This window comes from Geodermatophilus sp. SYSU D00758, from assembly GCF_054049955.1.
On sequence record NZ_JBJGYK010000029.1, the window covers coordinates 13,101 to 36,888 of the forward strand.

Below are 23,788 nucleotides of genomic sequence, written 5' to 3' on the forward strand. Positions count from 1 at the left end.
TCACCGGGCTCGCGACGCGAGGGGGGCCGGGGCGGCGGGGCAGCGGGGCAGGGGTCAGCCGGCTGCCGCGGGTGGGTCCACCGGCGGCCGGCCGGCGTCGCTGATGCGGGGGAAGGGGCGGGTCGAGAAGACCACCTCCACCGGGACCCCGAAGAACTCCGCGATGCGCAGCGCCAGGTGCAGGCTGGGGTTGTACTCGCCGCGCTCCAGGTAGCCGACGGTCTGGTAGTGCACGCCCAGGGCGTCGGCCAGCTCGCGTCGGGTGACCCCCTGCTCGGCGCGGAGCAGCGCGATCCGGTTGTGGACGGCGTCGCCGGCGCGCTCGCCGCTCACCGGACCCACTGCGCCGCCGCGTCCCGCGCCGCCGCCACCTGCGACCCGGACTGCTTCCGGGCCATCCGCCGGAGCACCGCGGGGGTCACCAGCAGTCCGGCGACGGCCCACGCGAGCAGCACGAGCACGGTCGGCAGGGTGCGCCACGACCCGCCGAGCTCGACCGCCGCGGCGGCGTCGGGGAGGAACGCCGAGCGCATCCCCAGCCCGATCCAGTAGGTCGGGAAGACCTGCGCGACCGCCTGCACCCACCCCCACAGGGCCTGGATCGGGAAGAAGATCCCCGAGATGACGGTCAGCACGACGACCGGCAGCATCCCCCAGCTGCCGACCTTCTGGACGCTGGGCACCACCGAGCCCAGCACCATCCCCAGCGGGAGGGTGGCCAGCAGGCCCAGCAGGACCACCCAGGTGACGGTCAGCCAGCCCCCGGCGCCGCGCTCCATGACCCCGTCGAAGAGCAGGAAGCCGGGCACGAGGATGACCAGCAGCATGGGCAGCAACCCGAGGGAGTGGTAGAGCAGCTGGCCGGTCACGTAGCCCTGCATGCCGTGCGGCAGCGCCTTGTGCCGCAGCAGCGTGCCGTCCTCGCGCTCCATCGCCAGGGCGTAGGCGGGCCCGATGATGACCCCGAAGGCCAACAGCGCGGCGAGGATGCTCGGCAGCGAGTAGGCGACCAGCGGGATCGTCATGCCCGCGCCGGTGATCTCGCCGTCGCGGTTGAACCACAGGTAGAGCAGCGTGGCGCCGCCCATGAACAGGTAGAAGCCCTGGTCCTGGGGGCTGCGCAGGCTGAGCTCGAACTCCGTCCAGCCCCGGCGCAGGCCCAGGACGACGGCGTGCCGGGTGGCGTTCACCGCGCCACCTCCAGCAGGGCCGGGGCGGCGGTGCGGTCGCCGGCCTCGAAGCGCTGCACCATCGCCAGGTAGGTGTCCTCCAGGCCGGCCTTGCGCACCTCGAGGTCGGTGAGCTCGTCGCCGTGCTGGGCGACCAGCCCGCGGACGAAGGCCACGGCGTCGTCGGTGGCGTGCACGAACCGTTCCCGGCCGCAGGCCCAGCGCACCTCGGCGGTCCCGGCGACCTGGCGGGCGAGCTCGTCGGCGCTGCCGTCGGCCACGATCCGCCCGCCGGTCAGGATGAGGATGCGGTCGGCGAGCTTCTCCGCCTCCCCGAGGTCGTGGGTGGTGAGCAGGATCGTCGTGCCCTCCAGGTCCGAGAGCCGGTGCACCAGGTCGTGGAAGTCCCGCCGCGCCTGCGGGTCGAAGCCGGCGGTGGGCTCGTCGAGGAAGAGCAGCTCCGGCCGGCCGATGATCCCCACGGCCACGTCCAGCCGCCGGCGCTGACCGCCGGAGAGCGTGCCGATCTTGCGGTCGGCGTGCTCGGCGAGGCCGACGACGTCGAGCAGCCGGTCCACGTCGTGGGGCCGTGGGTGCTCCGGCGTCGAGTAGGGCAGGAAGTAGCCGCCCAGGCTCGCCAGCAGCCGGCGCGGCGTCCACCGGGCGTGGTCCCGCCACGACTGCAGCACGACGCCCACGCGGGCCCGCCAGGCGTCCCCCGCGGTCGCCGGGACCTCGCCGAGGACGCGCACCTCCCCGGCCGACGGCAGCCGGAAGCCCTCGAGGACCTCGATCGTCGTCGTCTTGCCCGCGCCGTTGGGGCCCAGCAGGCAGACGACCTCGCCCGCCGCGACGTCCAGGTCGACGCCGGTGAGCACCTCCTGCGCCCCGTAGGTCATCCGCAACCCGCGGACCGACACGACCGGCTCGCCCATGGCCCCTCCACCGGGATCGTTCCAGGTGTCGGGATAGTAGGAGTGCTACATCGAGCGCACAACTGCTTTCTCCGGCGGCGCCGGACCGGCCGCAGCAGCCCCTCTCGGTGCCTACGCCCGGCCCGGAGGGCGGGGGAGCCCGGCGGTGAGGCCCACGACCTCCCCGACCACCCACACGGCGGGGGGCCGGATCCCCTCGTCGGCCAGCGTGCGCGCCAGCCCGGACAGCGTCGTCCGCACGACGTGCTGGCTGGGGGTCGAGCCGTCGGCCACCACCGCGACGGGGGTGTCCGGCAGCCTGCCGTGCTCGACGAGGGCCGCGGCGATCGCCGGCGCGGTGTCCACGCCCATGAGGACGACCAGCGTGCCGCGCAGCCGGCCCAGGGCCGCCCAGTCGACCAGGGAGGCGGGGTGGCCCGGGGGCACGTGGCCGGAGACGACCACGAACTCGTGGGTCAGGCCGCGGTGGGTGACCGGGATGCCGGCCAGTGCCGGGACGCCGATGGCGCTGGTCACCCCCGGCACCACCTCGACCGGCACGCCGGCGGCCACGCAGGCCTCCAGCTCCTCCATGCCGCGGCCGAACACGAACGGGTCGCCGCCCTTGAGCCGGACCACCCGCCGGCCGGCGCGGGCGTGCTCCACCAGCAGCCCGTTGATCTGCTCCTGCGCCATGAACCGGCCGCGGGGGAGCTTGGAGGCGTCGATGACCTCCACCTCGGGCGGCAGCGCGGCGAGCAGCCCCTGCGGCGCCAGGTGGTCGGCGACCACGACGTCGGCCTGCGCGACGGCCTGCTGGCCGCGGACGGTGATCAGCCCGGGGTCGCCCGGCCCGCCGCCGACGAGGACGACGCCGCCCGGCCGGCCCCCCTCGGGCTCGCGGGCGGCGCGGTCGCGGATGCTGCCGTCGGTGAGCCCGGCCAGCACCGCGTCCCGGACGCCGACGGCCCGCTGCGGGTCCCCGCCGCCGTGCACGCCCACGACCAGGTCGCCCTGCCGTCCGACGGCGGGAGTCCAGACGCTGGAGGCCGACCGGTCGTCGGCGCGGGCGCAGAAGACCCGGGACCGCTCGGCCTCCGCGGCGACCGCGGCGTTCACGGCCGGGTCGTCGGTGGCGGCGACGGCGTACCACGCGCCGTCCAGGTCACCGGTCTCGTAGCCCCGGCGCACCCAGGTCACCGCGCCCGGCCCGACGAGGGCCTCCAGGGCCGGGGTGACCTCGGGGCTGACCACGGTCACCCGCGCCCGGGCCTCGAGCAGCCCGGCCACCCGGCGGTGGGCCACCTGGCCGCCGCCGACGACGACCACCCGCCGGTCGAGCAGCCGCAGCCCCACCGGGTAGACCACGCCGCTGCCGGGGTCCACCGACGTCGCGTTCACTTCTCGGTCACGCCGGCCGAGTCGAACGTCGCGACGTCGCGCAGCGCCCGGGCCGCGCCGGCGACCAGCGGCAGCGCCAGCAGCGCGCCGGTGCCCTCGCCCAGGCGCAGGTCCAGGCCCAGCAGCGGGCGCAGGCCCAGGGCACGCAGCGCCACGGTGGCGCCCGGCTCGGCGGAGAGGTGGCCGGCCAGCGCGTGGTCGAGCGCCACCGGGCACAGCGCGGCCGCGACCAGGGCGGCCGAGCCGGCGATGACGCCGTCCAGCAGCACCGGGATGCGGGCGGCGGCGGCACCGAGCACGAAGCCGGCCAGCGCGGCGTGCTCCAGCCCCCCGACCTCGGCGAGCGCGGCCAGGGCCGCCTCCGGGGTCGCCGGCCGCTCCGGCACGCGGGCGGCCGCCCGGGCCACGACGGCGACCTTGCGGGCCAGGGTCGGGTCGTCCACCCCGGTGCCCCGCCCGGTGGCGGCGGCGGGGTCGGCACCGGTGAAGGCGCAGACCAGGACCGCCGAGGCGGTCGTGTTCGTGATGCCCATGTCACCGGTCACGAGGCAGCCGTGCCCGGCGGCCAGCCCGGTCGCCACCTCGATGCCCACCTCGACGGCCCGGCGGGCCTCGTCGAGGGTCATGGCGGGGCCGACGGCCAGGTCGGCGGTGCCCGACCGGACCTTGCGGGACAGCAGCGCCGGGCCGGGCTCGAGCGCGTAGGGGGTGGCCACGCCGACGTCGACGACCACCACCTCGGCGCCGAGCTGCGCGGCGAGCGCGTTGACGACCGCACCGCCGCGGGCGAAGTTGGCCACCATCTGGGCGGTGACCTCCTGCGGCCAGGGGGTCACCCCCTGGGCGTGCACCCCGTGGTCGGCGGCGAAGACCGCGACCGCGGCCGGTGCGGGCAGCGGCGGCGGGCAGGTGCCGGCGGTGCCGGCCAGCTGCGCGGCGACGTCCTCCAGCACGCCGAGCGACCCCGGCGGCTTGGTCATGCGGTCCAGCCGTTCGCGGGCGGCCTGCTCGGCGGCCGCGTCGCGGGGGCGGACGGCGGCGATCGTCTCGCCCAGGAGCGTGCCGGGGAACGGGGCGGGAGGGCGGCTCAGCGGATCTCCTCGGGAACGGCGGGACGGGCCCGCGGCGCCGGTGCCGGGACAGCTGCGCCACCCAGGATCCCAGTGAGGGTCGCGGCGAACGCACGGGAGGTCTCCGGGGCCCGGACCGCCACCCTCAGGTGGTCGGCCGACAGCCCGGGGAAGGTGTCCCCGCGGCGGACCGCCCACCCGCGCTCCCGCAGGGCGGTGCGGACCCGCTCGCCCCCCGGCACCCGGAGCAGCACGAAGGACGAGCGCGGCGTCCCGAGGACCTCGACGCCGGGCGGCAGCGCCGCCAGCAGCGCGGCCCGGTGCCCGGTCAGGTCGCGGGCGGCGGCCTCGGCCTCGGCGCGCGCGGCGGGCGTGGTGCAGGCGGTGAGCGCCGCCAGGGCCGGGCCGGCCAACGGCCAGTGCGGCTGGGCGGCGGCGAGGGCGGCCACCAGGTCCGGGGGGCCGAGGGCGTACCCGACCCGCAGCCCGGCCAGGCCCCACGTCTTGGTCAGGCTGCGCACCACCAGCAGGCCGGGCAGGTCGCGCCGCCCGGCCAGGGAGGCGGGCTCGCCGGGCACGGTGTCGGCGAACGCCTCGTCGACCAGCAGCACCCGCCCGGGCCGGGCCAGCGCGGCGACGTCCGTGCGCGGGTGCAGCACCGAGGTGGGGTTGGTCGGGTTGCCGAGCACCACCAGGTCGGCCTCCGCGGGCACCGCGGCGGGGTCGAGCCGGTACGCCGGCGGGGCCAGCAGCAGCCGCTCCACCGGGTGCCCGGCGGCGCGCAGCGCCGCCTCCGGCTCGGTGAACGACGGGTGGACGACGACCGCCCGGCGCGGCCGCAGGGCCCGGGCGACCAGGGTGAACGCCTCGGCGGCCCCGGCGGTGGGCAGCACCTCCTCCGGCGGGCGGCCGTGCGCGGCGGCGACCGCGGCGCGGGCCGGGCGGGCGTCGGGGTAGGCGGCGACGTCGTCGAGCGTGGCCGACAGGACGGCGCGCAGCCACGGCGGCGGGGTACCGGCGCGGACGTTGACGGCGAGGTCCACCAGCCCGGGCGCGAGCTCGGCGTCCCCGTGGTGGCAGAGGTCGCTCATCCGCTGACCGCCACGGTGACCCGGCCGACGACCGTCCGGGGGACGAGCAGCCGCCCGCCGCCGAGCAGCGCTGCGGCCTCGGCGACCGACGGCGTGCCGACGGCCGCGGCCACCCGCGCCGACGGGGTCGGGACCGGGACGGCGGCGAGCGCGGCGGCGGGGTACCCGGTGAGCGGCCACCCCCGGGTGGCGGCCGCCGCGGCCAGCCCGGCCTCGGCGGCGCGGGTGTCGAGGGTCGCCAGCCGTACGGCGGTGGACCCCGCGGGCAGGACGGCGTCCACCGCGGCGAGCACCTCCTCCGCGCCGACCCCGGGCCGGGCGCCGATCCCGACGACGGTCACGCGGTCACGCCCGGGTGCTCGGGGAGGGCGGCCAGCAGCTCGTCGGCGTCCCGGGGCAGCGCCCCCTCCGGCAGCAGGCCCAGGGCGCGCAGGCGGGCTCCGACGGTCAGCGCCCACGGCCGGTCCAGGCGGGCGCGGGCGAGCAGTGCGTCGTCGGCCAGCACGGCGGCCGGCGGGCCCTGCACCACGGCCCGGTCGACGACGACGGCGACCTCGTCGGCCCAGCGCAGCGCCAGGTCCACGTCGTGGGTGCTCATCACCACCGTCGACCCGGAGGTCTGCAACCGGGCGAGGGCGGCCAGTGCCTCGGCGACCGCGGAGGGGTCCAGCCCGGCGGTGGGCTCGTCGAGCAGCAGCACGCAGGGCCGCATCGCCACCGCCCCGGCGATGGCCACCCGCTTGCGCTCGCCGTAGGAGAGCCGGTGGGTGGGCCGGCCGGCCAGGTGGCCGACGCCGAGCAGCGCCAGCGCCTCGGCCACCCGTTCGCGCACCGCCTCCTCGGGCAGGCCCAGGTTGAGCGGGCCGAAGGAGACGTCCTGCGCCACCGAGGCGCTGAACAGCTGGTCGTCGGGGTCCTGCAGCACCAGCTGGACCTCCTGCCGGTGCGCGCGCAGCCCGCGGCGGGTGTGCTCCAGCCGGGCGCCGTCCACCGCGACCGTGCCGGCGGTCGGGCGCAGCGCGCCGGACAGGCAGCGCAGCAGCGTGGTCTTGCCGGAGCCGTTGGCGCCCAGCAGCGCCAGGCGGCGGCCCGCGGGGACGGTGAGCGAGGCGCCGTCGAGCACCCGGGCGCCCTGCTCGTACCCGGCGACCAGCCCCTGGGCGGTCAGCGTCCGGTGGCTCATGCGACGGCCAGGGTGGTCACCGCGATCGCGGCCGGACCGCCGATCGCGGCGGCCCGGAACAGCCGCGACGACGGCAGGACCTCGGGCAGCACGCGCAGCTCGGCCTCCATGCCCCGCCCGGCCAGGCCCTCCTGCAGCCGGCGGGCGCGGTCCCAGGACCGGGTGAGCACCCCCGCGGCGAGCAGCCCGGCCGAGCGGTAGGAGCGGCGCGGCGAGGACCAGCCCATCCGCGCCGTCTGCGCCTCCCGGATGGTGTGCAGGCTCTCCAGCAGGACGAACAGCAGCCGGTAGGTCACGCCCGCCACCTCGACGACCGCCGCGGGCACCTGCAGCCGGCGCAGCGCGGGCAGGAGGTCCGACATCGGGGTGGTGGTCGCCAGCAGCAGCACGGCGGCGCTGCCGGCCACCGCGTGGCCGACGAGCGACCCGGCCCGCGCGGCGGCGTCCGGCGCCCAGCCGATCCCGCCGTCGCCGACCGAGACCACCGCGGTGAGCGCGCCGACCCCGATGAAGGCCAGCGGCCAGCGCACCGCCCGGCCGAAGGTGCGCGCCGGGACCCGTGCCGGGCCCAGCGCGAGACCGACGGCGGTGAGTGCGACCAGCAGGCTGCCCGGCCACGCGGGGAGCAGCAGTGCGCAGACGACGAGGCCGGCGCAGAGCAGCAGCTTGTCGCCGGGTGGACGCCCGCGCCAGGCGCTGCGCCAGGCCGCGTCGTCGACCGCCAGCCCGTTCACCGGGGATCGGCCGCCGGGGTGCTCGCGGGGGCCGTCCCCCGGCGGCCGCGCAGCCGACCCAGCACGTAGCCGAGCACCCCGCCGCCGAGCGCGGCCTGCAGCGCGAACAGGCCGGACTCGACCTCGCCGGCCGGGCTGAAGACCGAGTCGAACCAGGGCGTGTAGCCGTCGGCCTCGAGCTCCTCGGTGACGGCGGCGTCGGTGCCGCCGTACCCGGAGGTGCCGCCGTCGACCAGCAGCGGGACGGCGAACAGCGCGACCACGGCGACGACGATCAGGGCGTTGACGAGCGCGCGGCGCTTCACGCGGCACCTCCGGTGGTCGCGGGGGCGGGAGCCGGCTCCAGGATGCCGAGCCGCTCGAGCTCGGGCCGGGCGTTGACGGTGAGCACCCGGAACAGCAGCACGCCGAGCAGGCCCTCGCCGACGGCCAGGGGGACCTGCGTGACGGCGAAGACGCCGAGGAACTTGGCCAGCGCACCGGCGAACCCGGTGCTCGCGTCGGGGAAGGCCAGCGCCAGCTGCAGCGACGTCGTGACGTAGGTGGCCAGGTCGGCCAGGGCGACGCCGGCGAAGACCGCCGGCAGGAGCCCGGCGCCGGCCGCGCGGGTCAGGCGGTAGACGCCGTAGCCGACCCACGGACCGACCACCGCGAAGGCGAACGCGTTGGCGCCCAGCGTGGTCAGCCCGCCGTGCGCGAGCAGCAGCGCCTGGAAGAGCAGGACGACGGTGCCCAGCAGCGCCATCACCGGTGGCCGGAACAGGATCGCGCCGGGGCCGGTGCCGGTCGGGTGGCTGGAGCTGCCGGTGACCGACGGCAGCTTGACGGCGCTCAGCACGAAGGTGAACGCGCCGGCCGCGCCGAGCAGCAGCGTGGACTCCGGGTTCTCGCGCACCTCCCTCACCACGGCCCGGGCGCCGTGCGCCACGAACGGCGCGGCGGCGAGCGTCCAGCCGATCGCGTGCCCGGCCGGCAGGAAACCCTCAGCGATGTGCACGGGCGTGTCCCCCTCGATCAGCGGTGGTGCAGGCGGTGACGAAGCGCTCGGCGAGCGCGGGGCTGCCGGCCCAGTGCAGGTGCAGGTAGGAGGCGTGCACCCGGCCGGTGACGAAGCCCTCCGGCTCCGCGCCGGCCCACCGCCACGCCGGCGTGGCCCCGGCGCCGGGGGTGGCCGCGGTGCGGTGGAACTCGTGGCCGTGCACCCGGGTGCCGGCCGGGGCCAGCACCGAGCCGGTGAGCGCCACGGCCTCGCGGTAGCCGAGGGTCAGCCGCGGGGACATGACCGCCTCGGTGTCCAGGACGCCGCACATCGGCAGGCCCTCGAGGCTGCGGGCGAGGTAGAGCAGCCCGGCGCACTCGGCGGCCACGGCACCGCCGCGCGCGGCCAGCGCGGCCACCTCCGCGCGCAGCGGGGTGTTCGCGGAGAGCTGCTCGGCGTGCACCTCGGGGAACCCGCCGCCGACCACCAGCCCGGCGGTGCCCCCGGGCAGCGCCTCGTCGCGCAGCGGGTCCACGGGCACGACCTCCGCCCCGGCGGCCTCGAGCAGCTCGGCGTTCTCCGCGTAGCCGAAGGTGAAGGCCGCGCCGCCGGCCACGGCGACCCGCGGCCGGCCCGGAACCGGGGTGACCTCGGCGGCGGGGTCCCACGGCACGGCGGCCAGGTCGGGGGTCGAGCGGGCCAGGCGCAGGACGGCGTCCAGGTCGACCGCGCCGGCCACCACCTCCCCGAGCCGGCCGACGGTCGCCAGCGCCTCGGCCGAGCGCTCGGCCGCGGGCACCAGCCCCAGGTGGCGGGACGGCGTCCCCAGCTCGGCGAGCCGGCGGACCGCGCCGAGCACGGGCACCCCGGAGCCGCCGAGCGCGTCCCGGAGGATCTCCTCGTGCCGGTCGCTGCCGACCCGGTTGAGCACGACGCCGCCGATCCGCACGGTCGGGTCGTAGGTGGCGAAGCCGTGCACCAGCGCGGCGACGCTCTGCGCCTGCGCGCTCGCGTCGACGACGAGCACGACCGGCGCGCGCAGCAGCCGGGCCACGTGCGCGGTGGAGGCGAACCCCGGTTCCAGGCCCGGCCGGGTGGCGCCGTCGAACAGGCCCATGACCCCCTCCACGACGGCGACGTCCGCCCCGCGGGCCCCGTGCAGGAACAGCGGGACCACCCGCTGCTCGCCGACCAGGACCGGGTCGAGGTTGCGGCCCGGGCGCCCGGCGGCCAGCCCGGCGTACCCCGGGTCGATGTAGTCGGGGCCGACCTTGTGCGGGGAGACGGTCAGCCCCCGGCCGGTGAGCGCGGCGACCAGGCCGGTGGCGACCGACGTCTTGCCCGCGTTGCTTGTGGGGGCGGCGACCACGATCCGCGGCACCCGCCCGCCCGGGCTCACCACTCGATCCCCCGCTGGCCCTTGCGGCCGGCGTCCATCGGGTGCTTCACCTTGGTCATCTCGACGACGAGGTCGGCGGCGGCGACGAGCTCCGCCGGCGCGTCCCGGCCGGTGATCACCACGTGCTGGGTCCCCGGCCGGTGCACCAGCGCGTCCACCACGTCGTCGACGTCCACCCAGCCCCACTTCAGGGGGTAGGTGAACTCGTCGAGCACGTAGAAGCGGTGCGCTTCGGCGGCGAGGTCGCGCTTGACCTGGGCCCAGCCCTCCGCGGCGTCGGCGGCGTGGTCGACCTCGGTGCCCTGCCGGCGCGACCAGCTCCAGCCGCTGCCCATCTTGTGCCAGACGACGGGGCCGCCCTCCCCGGTCTGCTCGTGCAGCCGGCCGAGCGCGGTCAGCGCGGTCTCCTCGCCGACCCTCCACTTCGCGCTCTTGACGAACTGGTAGACCGCGATCGGCCAGCCCTGGTTCCACGCGCGCATCGCCATGCCGAAGGCGGCGGTGGACTTGCCCTTCATCTCGCCGGTGTGCACGGCCAGCAGGGGCTGGTTGCGCCGCGCCCGCGTGGTCAGCCCGTCGTCCGGGACCGCGGTGACCTGGCCCTTCGGCATGGCTAGGCCGCCTCCCGTGCGCTGCGGACGGTCGCCGCGAGCGCCTCGGCGGCCAGGTCCTCGAGGCGCAGCGTCCGCGCGCCGAGAGCCGACCCGAGCCGGGCGGCCAGCCCCAGCCGCACCGGGCCGGACTCGCAGTCCACCACCACCGCCGCCGTCCCGGCCGCGGCCAGCAGCCCGGCGGCGCGGTGGGCCTCCCCGACGTGGTCGCCGCCGCGCGCGCCGGTGGCCCGGCCGTCGGTGACGACCACCAGCAGCGGCCGGCGCCGCGGGTCGCGCAGCCGCTCGACGCGGAGGGTGTCGTGGGCCCTGAGCAGGCCCGCGGCCAGCGGGGTGCGGCCGCCCGTGGGGAGCTCGCGCAGCCGGGTCGCCGCGGCCTCCACCGACCAGGTGGGCGGCAGCGCCAGGTCGGCGCCGGTGCCGCGGAAGGTGACCAGGCCGACCTTGTCCCGCCGCTGGTAGGCGTCGAGCAGGAGCGAGAGGACGGCGCCCTTCACGGCGGCCATCCGCGCCCGCGACCCCATGGAGCCGCTGGCGTCGACGACGAAGAGCACGAGGTTGCCCTCGCGGCCCTCGAGGGTGGCCTGGCGCAGGTCCTCGCGGGCGATCCGCAGGCCGGGGCCGGTGTGCCCGCGGGCGACCTGGTGGGGGGCGGCGGCGAGCACGGTGTCGACGAGGTGCAGCTTCGCCACGGTGCCGGCCGGGCGGGTCGAGCCGACCACGCGGCCGCGCTCGGAGCGGGCCCGCGAGCGGCGGCCGGCCGCGCCGGCGCCGATGCCGGGCACCTCGAGCCGACGGGTGCGGAACGGGTCGGACGGCGCGACCGCGGCGCGCTCGGGTGCCGGCGCGGCCTCGGTGTACCCGCCCCCCTCGCCGCGCGGGGCGGTCGTCGGCCCGCCCGCACCCTCGCCGTCCCCCGGCGCCCCCGACCCGGCGCCGTCCCCGGGCACAGGAAGCTCTTCCCCCGTATCGACGCCGGATCCGTGGGAACTGCTTCCTATGCCCGTGCCGGGCCCGCCGTCCGGGCCGCCGCCGTCCGGGTTCTCCGGCCCGCCCCCCGGGGGAGGCGGGTCGTCGTCGGGGCGGGCGTCGGTGAGCGCCTGCTCGAGGGTCTCGTCGTCCAGGCCGGGCGCGTCGAAGGGGTTGCGCCGGCGGCGGTGGGGGAGGGCCAGCCGGGCGGCGACCCGCACGTCGTCCTCGGTGACCTCGTCGCGGCCGGACCACGCGGCGTGCGCGACGGCCGCCCGCGCGGTGACCAGGTCCGCGCGCAGCCCGTCCACGTCGAAGGCGGCGCACACCGCCGTCACCTGGCGCAGCGCGCCGTCGCCGAGGACCACGTGCGGCAGCCGCGCCCGCGCCGTGGCGATCCGCGCGGCGAGGGCCGACTCGTCGGCCGCCCACGCCGCGGCGAAGCCGGCCGGGTCGGCGTCGAAGGCGAACCGCCGCCGGACCACCTCGGCGCGGACCCCGGGGTCGCGGGGGGCGGCGACCTCGACGGTGAGGCCGAACCGGTCGAGCAGCTGGGGGCGGAGCTCGCCCTCCTCGGGGTTCATCGTCCCCACCAGGAGGAACCGGGCCGCGTGCCGGACCGACACCCCCTCGCGCTCGACGTAGGCGGTGCCCAGGGCGGCGGCGTCGAGCAGCAGGTCGACGAGGTGGTCGTGCAGCAGGTTGACCTCGTCGACGTACAGGACGCCGCGGTGCGCGGCCGCCAGCAGCCCCGGCTCGAAGGCCTTCACCCCCTCGGTGAGCGCCCGCTCGAGGTCCAGCGACCCGACGACGCGGTCCTCGCTCGCACCGACCGGGAGCTCGACCAGCCGCGCCGGGCGGCGGGTGCCCCCGGCGCCGGCGTCGTGCGGGCCGTCGGGGCAGGTGGGGTCGGGAGCGGCGGGGTCGCAGGCGAACCGGCAGCCGGGGACGACGTCGACCGGGGGCAGGACGGCGGCCAGCGCGCGCACCGTCGTCGACTTCGCCGTCCCCTTCTCGCCGCGCACCAGGACGCCGCCGACGGCGGGGGAGACCGCGTTGAGCAGCAGCGCCAGCCGCAGGTCGTCCATGCCGACGACCGCGCCGAAGGGATAGGTCACCCGATCCAGGAGCGCATCGCACTCGTCCTCTCCCCGGGTGTCCGTACATCCGCGGTGGCCCGGAGTGGCAGTGGACGACGGCGGGAGTCTCCTGGCTCCCGGATCAGCGCCCGGTCCCCGCCTTCCCGCTCCCGGGGGAGCAGTGGCGGAGCCTGGGATCGGGCTCCCCGGTCACAGTGGCGGGACCGCGCCGGATTCGCACCGGGCTTCCTCCGCTGCCGTCGCTGTGGCCGGGTCATCACACCATGCCCCCCCGGGGCACCGACAGGGGCCCACGGCTTGACGGACCGGAAAGTCACGGTGCAGGCTTTCCGGCATGGAAAGCGACGCGCTCGACCGGGACGCTGCCGCCGCGCAGCTCGCCGCGCTGCGGGCCGACCGGACCGCGCTGGGCGAGCGGGCGCTGCAGCCGTGGTGGTACGACGTGCTGCTGGGGCTGCTGCTGTTCGGCTTCCTGTCCTCCTACGCCCTCGACTCCCCGTGGGTGACCTTCCCGGCGCTCGTGGTCTTCTGCGGGGGGCTCGGCGCCCTGGTGGCCGCCTACCGCCGGATCACCGGCTTCTGGGTGGACATCGACGGCCGCGGGATGGCGCTGTGGTGCGTGGTCGTGCTCCCCGTCCTGGTCACGGCCTTCGTGCTGGCCGAGGGCTTCGACCAGCACTGGGCCATGGTGGTGGCCGGGGCCGTGCTGGGTGTGGCCGCCGCCGCGTTCAGCCGGTACTGGGGCAAGGCCCTGGTCGCCGAGATGCGCCGGTCCCTGTGACCGCCGTGGTCCCGAGCTTCGACGCGGTCATCCACCCGCCGCCGCGGTTGCAGATCTGCGGGCTGCTCGCCGCCGTCGACAGCATGGAGTTCGCCGCGGTCCGCGACCAGCTCGGGGTGAGCGACTCGGTCCTCTCCAAGCACGTCAAGCAGCTGGAGGAGGCCGGCTACCTGCGGATCGGCAAGGCGACGATCGCCTCGCGGGTGCGCACCAGCCTCGCGCTGACCCGGGCGGGGCGCGCGGCGTTCGACGCGCACGTGGCCGAGCTGCGCCGGATCACCGGCGGGTGAACGGCCGGGGGGAACGGCTCGCCCGGCTCGGTGACTGGGCGCTGGTGGTCACCGGCGCGCTGGCGGCCACGCTGGCCTTCGACGTCGCGGACCTGCCCTCGCCGTCCCTGTTCGGCGGCCTGCTGGCCGGCCTGGCCCGCGGGCTGGCCGGCCGGCGGCGGCTCGCGGTGACCCGCCCGGCCACGACCGCGGCCCAGGCGCTGATCGGGGTCTCCGTCGGGTCGCTGGTCGACCTGGGCACCCTGGCGGCGCTCGGGGCCGACTGGCTGCCGGTGCTGCTGGTCACCGTGGCGACGCTCGCGCTCAGCGTGCTGGCCGGCCTGCTGATGCGGCTGCAGCCCGGGATCACCCCGGTGACGGGGGCGTTCGCCATGATCGCCGGTGGGGCGTCCGGCATCACCGCGATGTCGCGGGAGCTCGGCGCCGACGACCGGATGGTCGCCGTCCTGCAGTACCTGCGGGTGCTGCTGATCGTCGTCCTCATGCCGGTGGCGGCGACGGTCCTCTACGGTGCCCGGCCCGGTGCGGGTGGCCCGGTGGTGACCGAGGCCGGCCCCGGGTGGCCGGCGGGGCTGCTGTTCGCGGCGGTCTGCGCGGTCGCCGGCGTGCTGCTCGCCCGGCTGCTGCGGGTGCCGGTGCCGGCGCTGCTCGGTCCGCTGGTGGTGGCCGCCGTCCTCGACGTCACCGGCCTCGCGCAGGGTGCGCGGCTGCCGGTCCCGCTCGAGCAGGCGGCGTTCCTGGTCATCGGTCTCCTGGTCGGGCTGAACTTCACCCGCGAGAGCGTGCGCACCATCGGGCGGGCGCTGCCGCTGGCGCTGGTGGTCGTCCTCGGGCTGGTCGCCGGCTGCGCCGGGCTCGGCGGGGTGCTCGCGGTCACCACCTCCGCGAGCGCGCTGGACGCCTACCTCGCCACCACCCCGGGTGGCCTCTACGCCGTCCTCGCGACCGCGCGGGACAGCGGCGCCGACGCCACCTTCGTGCTCGCCGTGCAGGTCCTGCGGCTGTTCGTGATGCTGCTGACCGCTCCGCTGCTGGCCCGCTGGCTGCGGCGGGGTGGGCGGGATGTGTCCGCCGCGGCGTAGCGAGGAACCCGTGGTGGATGCCGATGGTTCCCGATCCCGCCCCCGACACGGCCCCGGCCTGGCTCGTGCGCTCCGCCGCCGTCGGCGGCCGGCTCCTCGTGCTCGCCGTCCTGGTCTGGCTGCTCGCCGGGCTGGCCGTGAAGCTGACCGCGCTGGTCGTCGCCGTCCTCGTCGGGCTGCTGCTGGCCGGCGTCGCGACCCCCGCCGTGCAGTGGGCCGACCGGCACGGGGTGCCGCGCACGGTGTCGGCCGTGACCGCGGTGGGCCTGCTGGTGCTCGCCCTGGCCGGTGCCGCCCTGGGCCTCGGCGCCCGCATCGCCGGGCAGCTCCCGCAGCTGCGCGACCAGCTCACGACCATCTCCTCCGACCTCTCGCGGCGCTTCGGCATCGAGCTGCCGTCGCCGGCGGGCTCGGGAGGCGGTCAGGGGTCCGGGGGCGCGACGGCGGTCGGTGACCTGCTGGGGCCGCTGCAGGCGGCCGGCGAGGTGCTCATCGCGGCCTTCCTCGCGCTGGCCCTGGCGTTCCTCTTCCTGGTCAGCGGGCGCGGCATGTGGCAGTGGCTGCTCGGCAAGTTCGGCGGGCGGGTGCGCGAGGACGTCGACGGCGCCGGGCGGGCCGCCTGGCAGACCACGGGCGCCTACGTCCGGGGGCTCACGGTCGTGGCGCTGTTCGACGCGGTCGGCATCGGGGTGGGGCTGCTGCTGATCGGCGTGCCGCTGGCCCTGACGCTCGCGGCGTTGCAGTTCCTCGCCTCCTACATCCCGACGATCGGCGCCTTCGTCGCCGGCGCGGTGGCGGTCGTGGTGGCCTACGGGTCGGGTGGGCTGGTGGACGCCGCGCTGGTGGCGGTGCTGGTCCTGGTCGTGCAGCAGGTGGGCAACGACGTCATCGAGCCGTGGGTGATGCGCCGCCGGCTGCCCCTGAACGCGGCGGCGGTCCTCGTCGCGGTCACCGCAGGCGGGCTGCTGTGGGGGCTGGCGGGCGCGCTGCTGTTCGTGCCGCTGGCCGCGGCCGCGTCGGCTGCCGCGCACGAGCTGTGGGTCCGGCGGGGCTCCCCGCCGGTCGCCGGTGGAGAGGCCTCCGCGGCCTGAGCCCGCGGAGGACCCCGTCGTCCCCCGTCCCGCGTCGTCCCGCGTCGTCCCGCGTCGGACGCGCCTACCCTGGCCGGGGTGCGCAGGGAGGGGAGCGAGCTGACCGAGGAGCCGATCGGCACGGAGGGCGCCGTGCTGCTGTTCGTGGGCGGGCCGCTGGACGGGCGGGTCGAGATCCGGGACGCCCGGCACGGGCAGCCGCTGCCCACGATCACCCACGTCCACCTGCACGGCGGCCCGAAGGTGGTGCACCGCTACGACCTCACCTCGTGGAGCGAGACCGCCGGCGTCTACCACGTCCGGCCGCGGCCGTCGGTGCGCGACGGCGTCGTCAGCGACTGATCCCTCCGGTCGCCCGGAGCACGAGCGCGGCGTAGCCGTACTCACCGGCGTGGGACCGCCGCAGGCCGATCTCGGCCCGGGCCCCGGCCAGAGCGGCCGCGGTCTCCTCGTCCGGGCCCGGCCAGGCGGCGATGGCCGCGGCGAGCGGGTCGTAGTACTCCGCCCAGTCGGAGTCGGGCAGCAGGCGGTCGGCCAGGACGTCGTAGCCTGCGGCGCGGGCTGCCGCCGCGAGGGCGCGGGCGTCCCGCATCCCGGGGTACCCGGCCCAGAAGTCGCGTGCCGCCGCTGACGGTGCGGCGGTGGTCCAGACGGCGTCGGTGAGGACGAGGACGCCACCCGGCCGCAGCAGTCGGCGCCAGGACCGCAGGGCCGCCTCGACCCCCACCAGGTAGGCCGCGCCCTCGGACCACACCAGGTCCACGGTGCCGTCCCGGAGGGGGAGCGCGGCCATGTCGGCGCGCACCACGGCCACCGGGGCGGCCGCCGTCCCGGCTCGACGAGCCCGGCGGAGGAACGGCTCGTGCAGGTCGATCGCGACCACCCGGAGGCCGGCCTCGGCGAGGACCGCCGCGGAGCGACCCGGGCCGCAGCCGATGTCGACGGCCCGGGCGCCGGGCGGCGGCGGCCCGGCCAGGTCGAGCAGCGCGCGCGTCGTGGCGTCGGAGCCAGGGGCCTCGCGCGGGAGGTCGCGGTGCAGGGCCCAGAAGACCGCGGCGGCGTCCACCCCGGGGAGCATGCCGGGCGCCGCGCCGGGCCGTCGAACGCTTTCCGGCCGCCGGCGTGTACGTCGATCGCCGGGCACGCCGGGTGCCCGGCGCACGGGTGGGTCGGCCGGTGTGCGGTTGTGGCTCTGGTCCGGGTGTGACCGGACCTGGTGGGTTCAGGCGGCGGCCAGCGGTGGGGCCAGGATGCGGATCTCGGTGCCGTCGGGGCGCCGGGTGCGCCAGTGCCCGTCGGGTCGGAGTTCGACGCGGAACCCGTGGTGGACAGAAGGTGCGAGTGGCGCTCGCACAGCAGCGCCGAGTTGGCCAGGCTGGTCTCCCCGCCGAGGGCCCACTCGAGCATGTGGTGCACGTCGCACCAGTGGGTGGGGGCGCCGCAGCCGGTGAACACGCAGCCGCGGTCGCGGCGCTCGACCGCTGTGCGCAGGTGGGGTGGCACCACGCGGTGGGTGCGCCCCACATCGAGGGGGGTGCCGTCGGGGCCCAGGACGATGCGGGTGACCGCGCCGTCGCAGGCCGGCCAGCGGGCCCGGGCGGCGGAGATCGTGGCGCCGAAGCCCAACTCGGCGGCGCCCGGGCCGGTGCTGGGGTCGACCAGGTCGGCGGCGGCGATGACCACGGCGACGTGCGGCTTGACGGTGCGCAGGGTGGGCAGGTGCCCGGCGGCGAGCTGGTTGTCACACATCTGGACCAGGGCGTCGGCCTGCTGCTGGACCCGCGACGTAGCGGTCAGGTGATGTGCAGCCGCGGTGCGGGATCCGCGGGAACTCCGCCGCGATCGCACATCACCGGCCGACGAGACGGCCGACGAGCCAGCCCGACGAGACGGCTGGTGAGCGGCCCGTCGCGGTGCCGATCCACGTCAGGGGAGACCGGCCGGAGGGCCCGCCGGCCGTCGGGTGCGCGGACCGCGGCGCGGTGGTGGGCGCTCCGGTCAGCGGCGGCGGTCGAGGGCCAGGGCGGCCTCCACCACGGCGGTGAAGCGCTCCCGGTCCAGCGCGGCCCCCTCCCGGCGGGTCGCCCCCGCGGGCAGCAGGAGCGGGCGGTCCAGGCGCACCTCGCTCGGCCGGCCGCGAGGGTCCCAGCCCCCGCGACCCACGTCCATCCAGTAGCGCCCGTGGTGGGCCTCGTCGGCGGCGTCGCGGTCGTGGTCCTGGCTGGACAGCATCAGCCCGACCAGGTCGGCGCCGCGGCGGCCGACCACGAGGACCGGGCGGTCCTTGCCCCGGCCGTCGCCCTCGTCGAAGGGGACCCACGCCCACACGACCTCGCCGGGGTCGGGGCGGCCGTCGTCCCGCGGGCGGTAGGAGAGGTCGGCCTCGCCGAGCGGGCCGTCGAGGTCGCGCACGGCGCCCGTCCGGGACCCGTCCGCAGGGGCCGGCGCGGCCGGTCGGGGCGTGCGGCGGGCGCTGCGGCGGCGCCGCGCACCCTCCGCGGGCCGGGAAGCGGCGTCCCGGGCGGCGCCCAGGGCAGGCCCCAGCGCCGCGCGCAGCAGTCCGACCAGTCGCCGCCCGGTGCTCGCCACGGACGAGGACCGTACGGGTCCGTCCCGGCTCCCGGGCGTGGCGGGGTGCACCACCTGTCACCCGTGTCACACGGGCACCAATCCGGCGCCGCTGCGGTTCGACCTGCCGATACGGGGGCACCATGTCGACACGGGGGTGAACAGTCGCGCCCCGGGAGAGGGGGGTCGCGATGACCTCGGCCGAGCCGGTTCCCCCGGCGGCACCACGGGGACGCGAGGTGAAGGCGAGCGTGCTGGCCGCCTTCCAGCTCGTGGAGGACGCGCGCTACCTGGGCACCGACCGGCGCAGCCGGCAGGAGCGCCGCCGGGCGCTCGCCGAGCGTGCGGTGGCCAACCGCCGCCTGGCCCGGGACGTCCTGGCCAGCTGACCCGCGCAGCGGGGAGCGGGCCGCACGCCGGGCGCGACCCACCACGCGCAGCACTCACGCCACGCAGAACTCGTTGCCCTCCGGGTCGGTGAGCGTCACCCACGAGAAGGGCCCCTGCGCGGCGCGGTGCAGCTCCGTCGCCCCCGCGGCCACCAGGCGGGCCACCTCCGGCTCCCGGCGGTCCTCGCCGACGTGCAGGTCCAGGTGCACCCGGTTCTTGACCGTCTTGGCCTCCGGGACGAGCTGGAACAGCACCCGCGGCCGCCCCGGGTCGGGCGAGCGCAGGGCCGCGCCCGAGCGCCAGACCAGCGCGCCGCGGTGCGTCGTCGTGTCCTCCTCGGTCGCCGCCCCGGCCGCCAGGGCGCCGCGGATCACCGACTCGTCCTGCGGTTCCACCTGCCAGCCGAGCGCCTCGGCCCACCAGTCCGCCAGCCCGTGCGGGTCGGCGCAGTCCACCACGATCTGCACGTCGGTCGCCACGGTGCGGACCGTAGGCCCGCGCACCGACGGTCCTACAGCTCCTCGGCGAGCCCGGCTCGCATCACGGCGTCGTCCGGCAGCGGCGTGGTGAGCCGGCAGTGGTCGGCGAAGACCTCGCGCATCGGCGCGAACGCCGTGCGCGGCACCCGCCGTTCGGGGTCCCACAGGCCCGAGCGCATCACCGACTTGGCGCACTGGAAGTAGGCCCGGGTCACCTGCACGACCATCACCGAGCGCGGCTCGCGGCCGAACTCGGTGAGGTCCACGCCGAGCTCCTCCGCGGGCGCGAGGGCCGCCGTCCCGAAGACCCGCAGCGTCTCCTCGATGCCGGGCACGAGGAGGAGCAGCGCGACCCGGGGGTTGGCCGCCACGTTGCGGAGGCTGTCCACCCGGTTGTTGCCCGGCCGGTCGGGCAGGGCCAGCCGGTGCTCGTCGAGCACCCGCACGAAGCCCGGGTCCCCGCCGCGCGGGGAGACGTCGGGCCACCCCTCGGCGTCCGCCGTGGCCAGCGTCGCGAAGGGCGACAGGGCGATGAAGGCCGCGCAGTGCCGGTCGAGGTGGTCGATCACCTTGTCCTGCACGAGCCGGGACGGCGAGCGGTAGCCGGCTAGGACGCCGGGCGCGGTCTCCATGCCCGCACGGTAGCCCGGCTACGGTTGCCCGCCGTGACTGCACGGTGGAGTTCCCCGGTCCGGTACGTCGAGTGCGACCAGCAGGGCATCGTCTTCAACGCCCACTACCTCACCTGGGCCGACGAGGCCTCCAACGGCTGGTGGGCGTCGATGGGGCTGTCCTGGGCGGAGCTGGTCGACCGCCGGATCGACCCCGTGGTGAAGGCCAGCACCCTCGAGTGGTCGTCGTCCGCGCGCTGGGGCGACACCGTGACCGTGGACGCGGGGACGGAGAAGGTGGGGCGCACGAGCGCCACCGTCCGGTTCACCGTCCAGGTGGGGGAGCGGGTGTGCTGCGTCGTCCGCACCACCTACGTCTGCGTCCGCGACGGCGCACCGCAGCCGTGGCCGGACGACGTCCGCGAGCGGCTCGCCGCGGGCTGAGCCCGGGCCGGGCGGGCCGGCGCCGCGTCAGCCGAGACCGCGGTGGGCGCTCCACAGCTCCCCGGCCCGGCCGGCGGCGCCGGCCACGAGCGCCCGCAGCTCGGCCCGGTCGGGGACGGGGAACGAGACGTACGTGCCGCGCCCGCCGGCGGTCGGCCGGCCGTAGGCCTTCGCCGCGAGGTGCCCGTCCGGGAGGAGCCGGACGTCCAGCGTGGTCAGCCGGAATTCCTCCCCGCGCCGGGTGTCCGTCCAGCGCAGGGCCTCCGGGATGGTCACGTTGATCGCCAGGGCGCTCACGTGGGGGACGTCGTCCCCGTCACCGGCCGCGTCGTCCATGGCCGCATCGTCCACGGCCGCATCGTCCACGGCCGCATCGTGGCACCGGGCGGAGGGCTCAGCGCGAGCCGCCGGGCGGCAGCAGCGGCAGGTCCGGGGGCGCGCCGGACTCGACCAGCCGCCACAGCGCGTCGGTGTCGGCGTGCTCGGCGACCAGGTCGCCGAGCCGGTCCAGCCGGGCCTCCCGGACGGCGGCGAAGTCGGTGTCGGGGGCGGGCACGAACGCCCGGCCGGCCAGGCGCGCCACCAGGGCGAGGAACGCCCTCCGGAAGCCGTCGTTCTCCAGCGCCCCGTGCCAGCTGGTCCCGAAGACCGCCCCGGCCCGCACCCCGTCGAGGAACGGCTCGCCGGAGCCCGCGTCCACGGTCACCACCCCGTGGTGGATCTCGTAGCCGTGCACCGGCTCCCCGAGGGCCGAGCCGGAGGGCCGGCCCAGCGTCTTCTCCCCCGCGAACCGGACGTCGGTGGGCAGCAGGCCCAGGCCGGGGACGGTGCCGGCGCGCGACTCGACGTCGTCGGTGATGCTCCGGGCGAGCATCTGGTGGCCGCCGCAGACGCCGAGCACCGGCCGGCCGCCGGCGGCGTGCCGCGCGACCGCCGCGGCCAGCCCCGTCTCCCGCAGCCAGCGCAGGTCGGCGACCGTGGCGCGGCTGCCGGGCAGCACGACGAGATCGGCGTCGGCGAGGTCCTCGGGCCGGGTCGCGAAGCGGACGAGCACCCCGGGCTCGGCGGCCAGCGCGTCGAGGTCGGTGGAGTTGGACAGCCGGGGCAGCCGCGCGACGGCGACCCGGAGCACGTCCGCCCCGTGCGGGGTGCCCGCCCCGCCGAGGGCGGCGTCCAGGCCGAGGGAGTCCTCGACGTCGAGCGCCGGCCCGGGCAGCCACGGCAGGACGCCGAGCACCGGGCGCCCGGTCAGCCCGGTCAGCGTCTCCAGGCCCGGCCGCAGCAGCCGGACGTCGCCGCGGAACTTGTTCACCAGGAAGCCGGCGACCAGCCGCTGGTCGGCCGGCGGCATGAGCGCGAGGGTGCCGTAGAGGGCGGGGAACACCCCGCCGCGGTCGATGTCGCCGACGACGACCACCGGCAGCCCCGCCGCGGTGGCCAGGCCCATGTTGGCGATGTCGTCGGCGCGCAGGTTGATCTCGGTGGGGGAGCCCGCGCCCTCGCACACCACCACGTCGAAGCGCGACCGCAGGTCGGCCAGGCAGGCCAGCACCTGCTCCAGCAGCGCCGCCTTCATCGGCCGGTAGGAGAGCGCGGTGACCTCGGCGACCGGCCGGCCGAGGACGACGACCTGGCTGGAGTCCTCCCCGCCGGGCTTGAGCAGCACCGGGTTCATCGCCGCCTCGGGTTCGACCCGGGCGGCCGCGGCCTGCGCGATCTGCGCCCGGCCGATCTCGGCGCCGTCGGCGGTCACCCCGGCGTTGTTGCTCATGTTCTGCGCCTTGAACGGCGCGACCGACACCCCCTGGCGCACCAGCCACCGGCAGAGGCCGGCGGTGACCAGGGACTTCCCCGCGTCGGAGGTGGTCCCGGCGACGAGGAGCGCGCCGTTCACGCGACCTCGCGCGGCCGGCCCCAGCCGGCCTTCTCCTGGCCGGACAGGTCGGCGATGGCCAGCATGATCTCGTCGGTCACCGCGCGGCGGGCCCGGCCGTTACCGGCCATCCCGCGGTGCTCCGGGAAGGTCAGCGGCCGCCCGAAGGTGACCGACACCCGGTGCGGGCGCGGCCACCGCGAGTCCACCGGCTGCACCCGGTCGGTCCCCGCCACGGCCACGGGGACGACGGGGCAGTCGGCGGTCAGCGCCAGCCAGGCCACCCCGGTCTTCCCCCGGGCCAGCCGCCCGTCGCGCGAGCGCGTGCCCTCGGGGTAGATGCCGAAGCCCTCGCCGTCCCGGAGCACGCGGAGGGCGGTGTCCAGGGCCTCCTGCGCCGCGCGGTGGGTCTGCCGCTCCACCGGCATCGCGCCGAGCGCGGTGAACAGCGTCCTGGTCAGCCACCCGCCCACGCCGGGCGAGGTGAAGTACTCGGCCTTGGCCAGGTAGTGCACCCGCCGGGGGGCGGCGAGGGGGATGACCATGCTGTCGATGAACGACAGGTGGTTGCTGGCCAGGATGACCGGCCCGGTCGGCGGCACGTGCTCGCTACCGGTGACGCGCATGCGCAGCGCGACGCGGAACAGCGGGCGCAGCAGGAACCGGACGAGGAGGTAGAGCACGCCGGGCTGCCCTCTCGGCTCGGGGGCTCGCCGGCGGCCGCCGGCGACAGCGGCATCCTCCCGCGCCCGGCCGCCGCCCTCCGCCCGGGGTGCGCCCGGCGCGGTCGGGTCCCGTCCTCAGCGCCCGGTCGGCCCCGGCGGGCAGACGTCCCGCATCAGCACCCGCACGTCCTCCGGTAGCGGCTCCTGCCCGCAGGCGGAGCGGGTGATGGCCAGCGCCACGTCCCTCACCTTCCGGTGGCTGTTGCTGGAGATGTGCGCCAGGAGGTCGAAGGCGACCCGGTCCCCGCACCCGGTGAGCAGCATGAGGATGCCCTTGGCCTGCTCGATCGGGGCCCGGCTCGCCATGGCGGTGCGCAGCTGCTCGACCTCCACCTCCAGGCCGGCCACCCGGTCCTCGTCGTGGAAGGGCCGGGCCGGCGGGGTGCTCAGGACGGCGACCAGGCCGTCGACGGCCTGCGTCCCGCCGGCGTCGTCCACCCACGGCTCGCCGACGAGCACGGCGGGCTGCGCGAGGCCGTCCTGCCCGGAGAGGCGCACCTGGAGGCTGAACGGCCGGCCCCGCTCCGCGCCGGCCAGGGCCGCGCTGGCGCGGGGCCGGTCGGCCGGGTGCACCGCGTGCACGAGCAGCTCACCGCAGGGCCGCCCGCCGCGAGGGGGCAGGCCGAGCAGGGCGGCGGTCTCCGGTGACCACGACCAGCGACCGGTGCGCAGGTCGTGGCGCCAGCGCCCCGCGGCTCGGCGCACGGTGGGGCCGTGCGCCACCGCCGCCAGCGCGGGCCGGTGCGGGTGCGGGGGGGCAGGGGAGCGGGTCGAGGTCATGGGTTCCCACCTGCTGGGGCCGACCAGGTCGGCGGGGAGCGCCGGGGCCGCGTG

29 protein-coding genes and 1 riboswitch are annotated in these 23,788 nt (G+C 77.5%); of the genes, 7 read left to right on the forward strand and 22 right to left on the reverse strand.

The window, feature by feature from the left end; translation table 11 throughout:
• Window positions 1–54: 54 nt before the first annotated feature.
• From ACI8AC_RS18495 to ACI8AC_RS18560, 14 genes are all read right to left on the reverse strand, one after another.
• Window positions 55–333, reverse strand: coding sequence for a helix-turn-helix transcriptional regulator (locus ACI8AC_RS18495; RefSeq protein WP_456899299.1), 279 nt, complete (start codon window positions 331–333; stop codon window positions 55–57).
• Window positions 330–1,190 carry an ABC transporter permease gene (locus tag ACI8AC_RS18500; RefSeq protein ID WP_456899300.1) on the reverse strand — a complete coding sequence of 287 codons (861 nt, stop codon included), beginning with the start codon at window positions 1,188–1,190 and terminating at the stop codon, window positions 330–332. Before ACI8AC_RS18500 ends, ACI8AC_RS18495 begins: the two co-directional genes overlap by 4 nt.
• On the reverse strand, window positions 1,187–2,104 hold the full coding sequence (locus tag ACI8AC_RS18505; RefSeq protein WP_456899301.1) for an ABC transporter ATP-binding protein: 918 nt from the start codon (window positions 2,102–2,104) through the stop codon (window positions 1,187–1,189). Before ACI8AC_RS18505 ends, ACI8AC_RS18500 begins: the two co-directional genes overlap by 4 nt.
• A 111-nt stretch (window positions 2,105–2,215) precedes the next feature.
• Window positions 2,216–3,469: a uroporphyrinogen-III C-methyltransferase gene (gene cobA, locus ACI8AC_RS18510; protein WP_456899302.1), complete on the reverse strand. Its 1,254-nt coding sequence runs from the start codon at window positions 3,467–3,469 to the stop codon at window positions 2,216–2,218.
• 11 nt (window positions 3,470–3,480) lie between these two features.
• A complete protein-coding gene (gene cobT / locus ACI8AC_RS18515; RefSeq protein ID WP_456899344.1) occupies window positions 3,481–4,575 on the reverse strand; it encodes a nicotinate-nucleotide--dimethylbenzimidazole phosphoribosyltransferase in 1,095 nt (364 codons plus the stop codon).
• Window positions 4,572–5,645, reverse strand: coding sequence for an Rv2231c family pyridoxal phosphate-dependent protein CobC (gene cobC / locus ACI8AC_RS18520; RefSeq protein WP_456899303.1), 1,074 nt, complete (start codon window positions 5,643–5,645; stop codon window positions 4,572–4,574). The genes cobT and cobC overlap by 4 nt, the downstream gene beginning before the upstream one ends.
• On the reverse strand, window positions 5,642–5,986 hold the full coding sequence (locus ACI8AC_RS18525; RefSeq protein ID WP_456899304.1) for a cobalamin biosynthesis protein: 345 nt from the start codon (window positions 5,984–5,986) through the stop codon (window positions 5,642–5,644). Before ACI8AC_RS18525 ends, cobC begins: the two co-directional genes overlap by 4 nt.
• Complete coding sequence (locus ACI8AC_RS18530) at window positions 5,983–6,828, reverse strand: energy-coupling factor ABC transporter ATP-binding protein (RefSeq protein ID WP_456899305.1); 846 nt, start codon at window positions 6,826–6,828, stop codon at window positions 5,983–5,985. Before ACI8AC_RS18530 ends, ACI8AC_RS18525 begins: the two co-directional genes overlap by 4 nt.
• Window positions 6,825–7,562: a cobalt ECF transporter T component CbiQ gene (gene cbiQ, locus ACI8AC_RS18535; RefSeq protein ID WP_456899306.1), complete on the reverse strand. Its 738-nt coding sequence runs from the start codon at window positions 7,560–7,562 to the stop codon at window positions 6,825–6,827. Before cbiQ ends, ACI8AC_RS18530 begins: the two co-directional genes overlap by 4 nt.
• Window positions 7,559–7,867: an energy-coupling factor ABC transporter substrate-binding protein gene (locus ACI8AC_RS18540; RefSeq protein ID WP_456899307.1), complete on the reverse strand. Its 309-nt coding sequence runs from the start codon at window positions 7,865–7,867 to the stop codon at window positions 7,559–7,561. Before ACI8AC_RS18540 ends, cbiQ begins: the two co-directional genes overlap by 4 nt.
• Window positions 7,864–8,559, reverse strand: coding sequence for an energy-coupling factor ABC transporter permease (locus ACI8AC_RS18545; protein WP_456899308.1), 696 nt, complete (start codon window positions 8,557–8,559; stop codon window positions 7,864–7,866). The genes ACI8AC_RS18540 and ACI8AC_RS18545 overlap by 4 nt, the downstream gene beginning before the upstream one ends.
• Complete coding sequence (locus ACI8AC_RS18550; RefSeq protein ID WP_456899309.1) at window positions 8,546–9,940, reverse strand: cobyrinate a,c-diamide synthase; 1,395 nt, start codon at window positions 9,938–9,940, stop codon at window positions 8,546–8,548. Before ACI8AC_RS18550 ends, ACI8AC_RS18545 begins: the two co-directional genes overlap by 14 nt.
• Window positions 9,937–10,551: a cob(I)yrinic acid a,c-diamide adenosyltransferase gene (gene cobO, locus ACI8AC_RS18555; RefSeq protein ID WP_456899310.1), complete on the reverse strand. Its 615-nt coding sequence runs from the start codon at window positions 10,549–10,551 to the stop codon at window positions 9,937–9,939. The genes ACI8AC_RS18550 and cobO overlap by 4 nt, the downstream gene beginning before the upstream one ends.
• 2 nt (window positions 10,552–10,553) lie before the next feature.
• Window positions 10,554–12,638 (reverse strand): putative cobaltochelatase, encoded by a 2,085-nt coding sequence (locus tag ACI8AC_RS18560; RefSeq protein ID WP_456899311.1) that lies wholly within the window; start codon window positions 12,636–12,638, stop codon window positions 10,554–10,556.
• An 85-nt stretch (window positions 12,639–12,723) separates the two neighbouring features.
• Window positions 12,724–12,850, reverse strand: a riboswitch (cobalamin riboswitch).
• A gap of 104 nt (window positions 12,851–12,954) precedes the next feature.
• Here ACI8AC_RS18560 and ACI8AC_RS18565 point away from each other — a divergent pair.
• From ACI8AC_RS18565 to ACI8AC_RS18585, 5 genes are all read left to right on the forward strand, one after another.
• The gene (locus ACI8AC_RS18565) at window positions 12,955–13,401 is read left to right on the forward strand and encodes a hypothetical protein (RefSeq protein ID WP_456899312.1); all 447 of its coding nucleotides are present in this window, start codon (window positions 12,955–12,957) and stop codon (window positions 13,399–13,401) included.
• Complete coding sequence (locus tag ACI8AC_RS18570) at window positions 13,398–13,691, forward strand: transcriptional regulator (RefSeq protein WP_456899313.1); 294 nt, start codon at window positions 13,398–13,400, stop codon at window positions 13,689–13,691. The genes ACI8AC_RS18565 and ACI8AC_RS18570 overlap by 4 nt, the downstream gene beginning before the upstream one ends.
• Window positions 13,688–14,773: an AbrB family transcriptional regulator gene (locus ACI8AC_RS18575; protein WP_456899314.1), complete on the forward strand. Its 1,086-nt coding sequence runs from the start codon at window positions 13,688–13,690 to the stop codon at window positions 14,771–14,773. The genes ACI8AC_RS18570 and ACI8AC_RS18575 overlap by 4 nt, the downstream gene beginning before the upstream one ends.
• A 17-nt stretch (window positions 14,774–14,790) precedes the next feature.
• Window positions 14,791–15,864: an AI-2E family transporter gene (locus ACI8AC_RS18580; protein WP_456899315.1), complete on the forward strand. Its 1,074-nt coding sequence runs from the start codon at window positions 14,791–14,793 to the stop codon at window positions 15,862–15,864.
• Between the two features lie 78 nt (window positions 15,865–15,942).
• Entirely contained in the window at window positions 15,943–16,206 is a 264-nt protein-coding gene (locus ACI8AC_RS18585; protein WP_456899316.1) for a hypothetical protein, read from the forward strand.
• On the opposite strand, the gene ACI8AC_RS18590 is transcribed toward ACI8AC_RS18585, so the two are convergent.
• Together ACI8AC_RS18590 and ACI8AC_RS18595 are read right to left on the reverse strand one after the other, a co-directional pair.
• On the reverse strand, window positions 16,196–16,930 hold the full coding sequence (locus ACI8AC_RS18590; protein WP_456899317.1) for a class I SAM-dependent methyltransferase: 735 nt from the start codon (window positions 16,928–16,930) through the stop codon (window positions 16,196–16,198). The genes ACI8AC_RS18585 and ACI8AC_RS18590 overlap by 11 nt on opposite strands.
• 932 nt (window positions 16,931–17,862) lie before the next feature.
• Window positions 17,863–18,453, reverse strand: a complete 591-nt coding sequence (locus ACI8AC_RS18595) for a type II toxin-antitoxin system PemK/MazF family toxin (protein WP_456899318.1) — start codon at window positions 18,451–18,453, stop codon at window positions 17,863–17,865.
• Window positions 18,454–18,623: 170 nt separating this feature from the next.
• On the opposite strand from ACI8AC_RS18595, the gene ACI8AC_RS18600 reads away from it, so the two are divergent.
• A complete protein-coding gene (locus ACI8AC_RS18600) occupies window positions 18,624–18,821 on the forward strand; it encodes a hypothetical protein (protein WP_456899319.1) in 198 nt (65 codons plus the stop codon).
• Window positions 18,822–18,875: 54 nt separating this feature from the next.
• On the opposite strand, the gene ACI8AC_RS18605 is transcribed toward ACI8AC_RS18600, so the two are convergent.
• Both ACI8AC_RS18605 and ACI8AC_RS18610 read right to left on the reverse strand, forming a co-directional pair.
• On the reverse strand, window positions 18,876–19,301 hold the full coding sequence (locus tag ACI8AC_RS18605) for a VOC family protein (protein ID WP_456899320.1): 426 nt from the start codon (window positions 19,299–19,301) through the stop codon (window positions 18,876–18,878).
• A gap of 32 nt (window positions 19,302–19,333) precedes the next feature.
• Window positions 19,334–19,933 carry an MSMEG_1061 family FMN-dependent PPOX-type flavoprotein gene (locus ACI8AC_RS18610; RefSeq protein ID WP_456899321.1) on the reverse strand — a complete coding sequence of 200 codons (600 nt, stop codon included), beginning with the start codon at window positions 19,931–19,933 and terminating at the stop codon, window positions 19,334–19,336.
• 33 nt (window positions 19,934–19,966) lie between these two features.
• On the opposite strand from ACI8AC_RS18610, the gene ACI8AC_RS18615 reads away from it, so the two are divergent.
• The gene (locus ACI8AC_RS18615) at window positions 19,967–20,356 is read left to right on the forward strand and encodes an acyl-CoA thioesterase (protein ID WP_456899322.1); all 390 of its coding nucleotides are present in this window, start codon (window positions 19,967–19,969) and stop codon (window positions 20,354–20,356) included.
• A gap of 27 nt (window positions 20,357–20,383) precedes the next feature.
• Here ACI8AC_RS18615 and ACI8AC_RS18620 read toward each other — a convergent pair whose 3' ends face one another.
• The 4 genes from ACI8AC_RS18620 to ACI8AC_RS18635 form a co-directional block, all read right to left on the reverse strand.
• Complete coding sequence (locus ACI8AC_RS18620; protein ID WP_456899324.1) at window positions 20,384–20,722, reverse strand: hypothetical protein; 339 nt, start codon at window positions 20,720–20,722, stop codon at window positions 20,384–20,386.
• Between the two features lie 28 nt (window positions 20,723–20,750).
• Window positions 20,751–22,250 (reverse strand): cobyric acid synthase, encoded by a 1,500-nt coding sequence (locus ACI8AC_RS18625; RefSeq protein ID WP_456899325.1) that lies wholly within the window; start codon window positions 22,248–22,250, stop codon window positions 20,751–20,753.
• Window positions 22,247–22,912 (reverse strand): lysophospholipid acyltransferase family protein, encoded by a 666-nt coding sequence (locus ACI8AC_RS18630; RefSeq protein WP_456899326.1) that lies wholly within the window; start codon window positions 22,910–22,912, stop codon window positions 22,247–22,249. Before ACI8AC_RS18630 ends, ACI8AC_RS18625 begins: the two co-directional genes overlap by 4 nt.
• Before the next feature lie 117 nt (window positions 22,913–23,029).
• Complete coding sequence (locus ACI8AC_RS18635) at window positions 23,030–23,734, reverse strand: ANTAR domain-containing protein (RefSeq protein ID WP_456899327.1); 705 nt, start codon at window positions 23,732–23,734, stop codon at window positions 23,030–23,032.
• Window positions 23,735–23,788 lie beyond the last annotated feature (54 nt).

Coding starts and splice junctions, on each gene's coding strand:
- ACI8AC_RS18505 (WP_456899301.1), bottom strand. CDS start 2,104: ATGGGCGAGCCGGTCGTGTCGGTCCGCGGGTTGCGGATGACCTACGGG.
- cobC (WP_456899303.1), bottom strand. CDS start 5,645: ATGAGCGACCTCTGCCACCACGGGGACGCCGAGCTCGCGCCCGGGCTG.
- ACI8AC_RS18530 (WP_456899305.1), bottom strand. CDS start 6,828: ATGAGCCACCGGACGCTGACCGCCCAGGGGCTGGTCGCCGGGTACGAG.
- cobO (WP_456899310.1), bottom strand. CDS start 10,551: ATGCCGAAGGGCCAGGTCACCGCGGTCCCGGACGACGGGCTGACCACG.
- ACI8AC_RS18565 (WP_456899312.1), top strand. CDS start 12,955: ATGGAAAGCGACGCGCTCGACCGGGACGCTGCCGCCGCGCAGCTCGCC.
- ACI8AC_RS18580 (WP_456899315.1), top strand. CDS start 14,791: ATGCCGATGGTTCCCGATCCCGCCCCCGACACGGCCCCGGCCTGGCTC.
- ACI8AC_RS18600 (WP_456899319.1), top strand. CDS start 18,624: ATGACCTCGGCCGAGCCGGTTCCCCCGGCGGCACCACGGGGACGCGAG.
- ACI8AC_RS18610 (WP_456899321.1), bottom strand. CDS start 19,933: ATGGAGACCGCGCCCGGCGTCCTAGCCGGCTACCGCTCGCCGTCCCGG.
- ACI8AC_RS18635 (WP_456899327.1), bottom strand. CDS start 23,734: ATGACCTCGACCCGCTCCCCTGCCCCCCCGCACCCGCACCGGCCCGCG.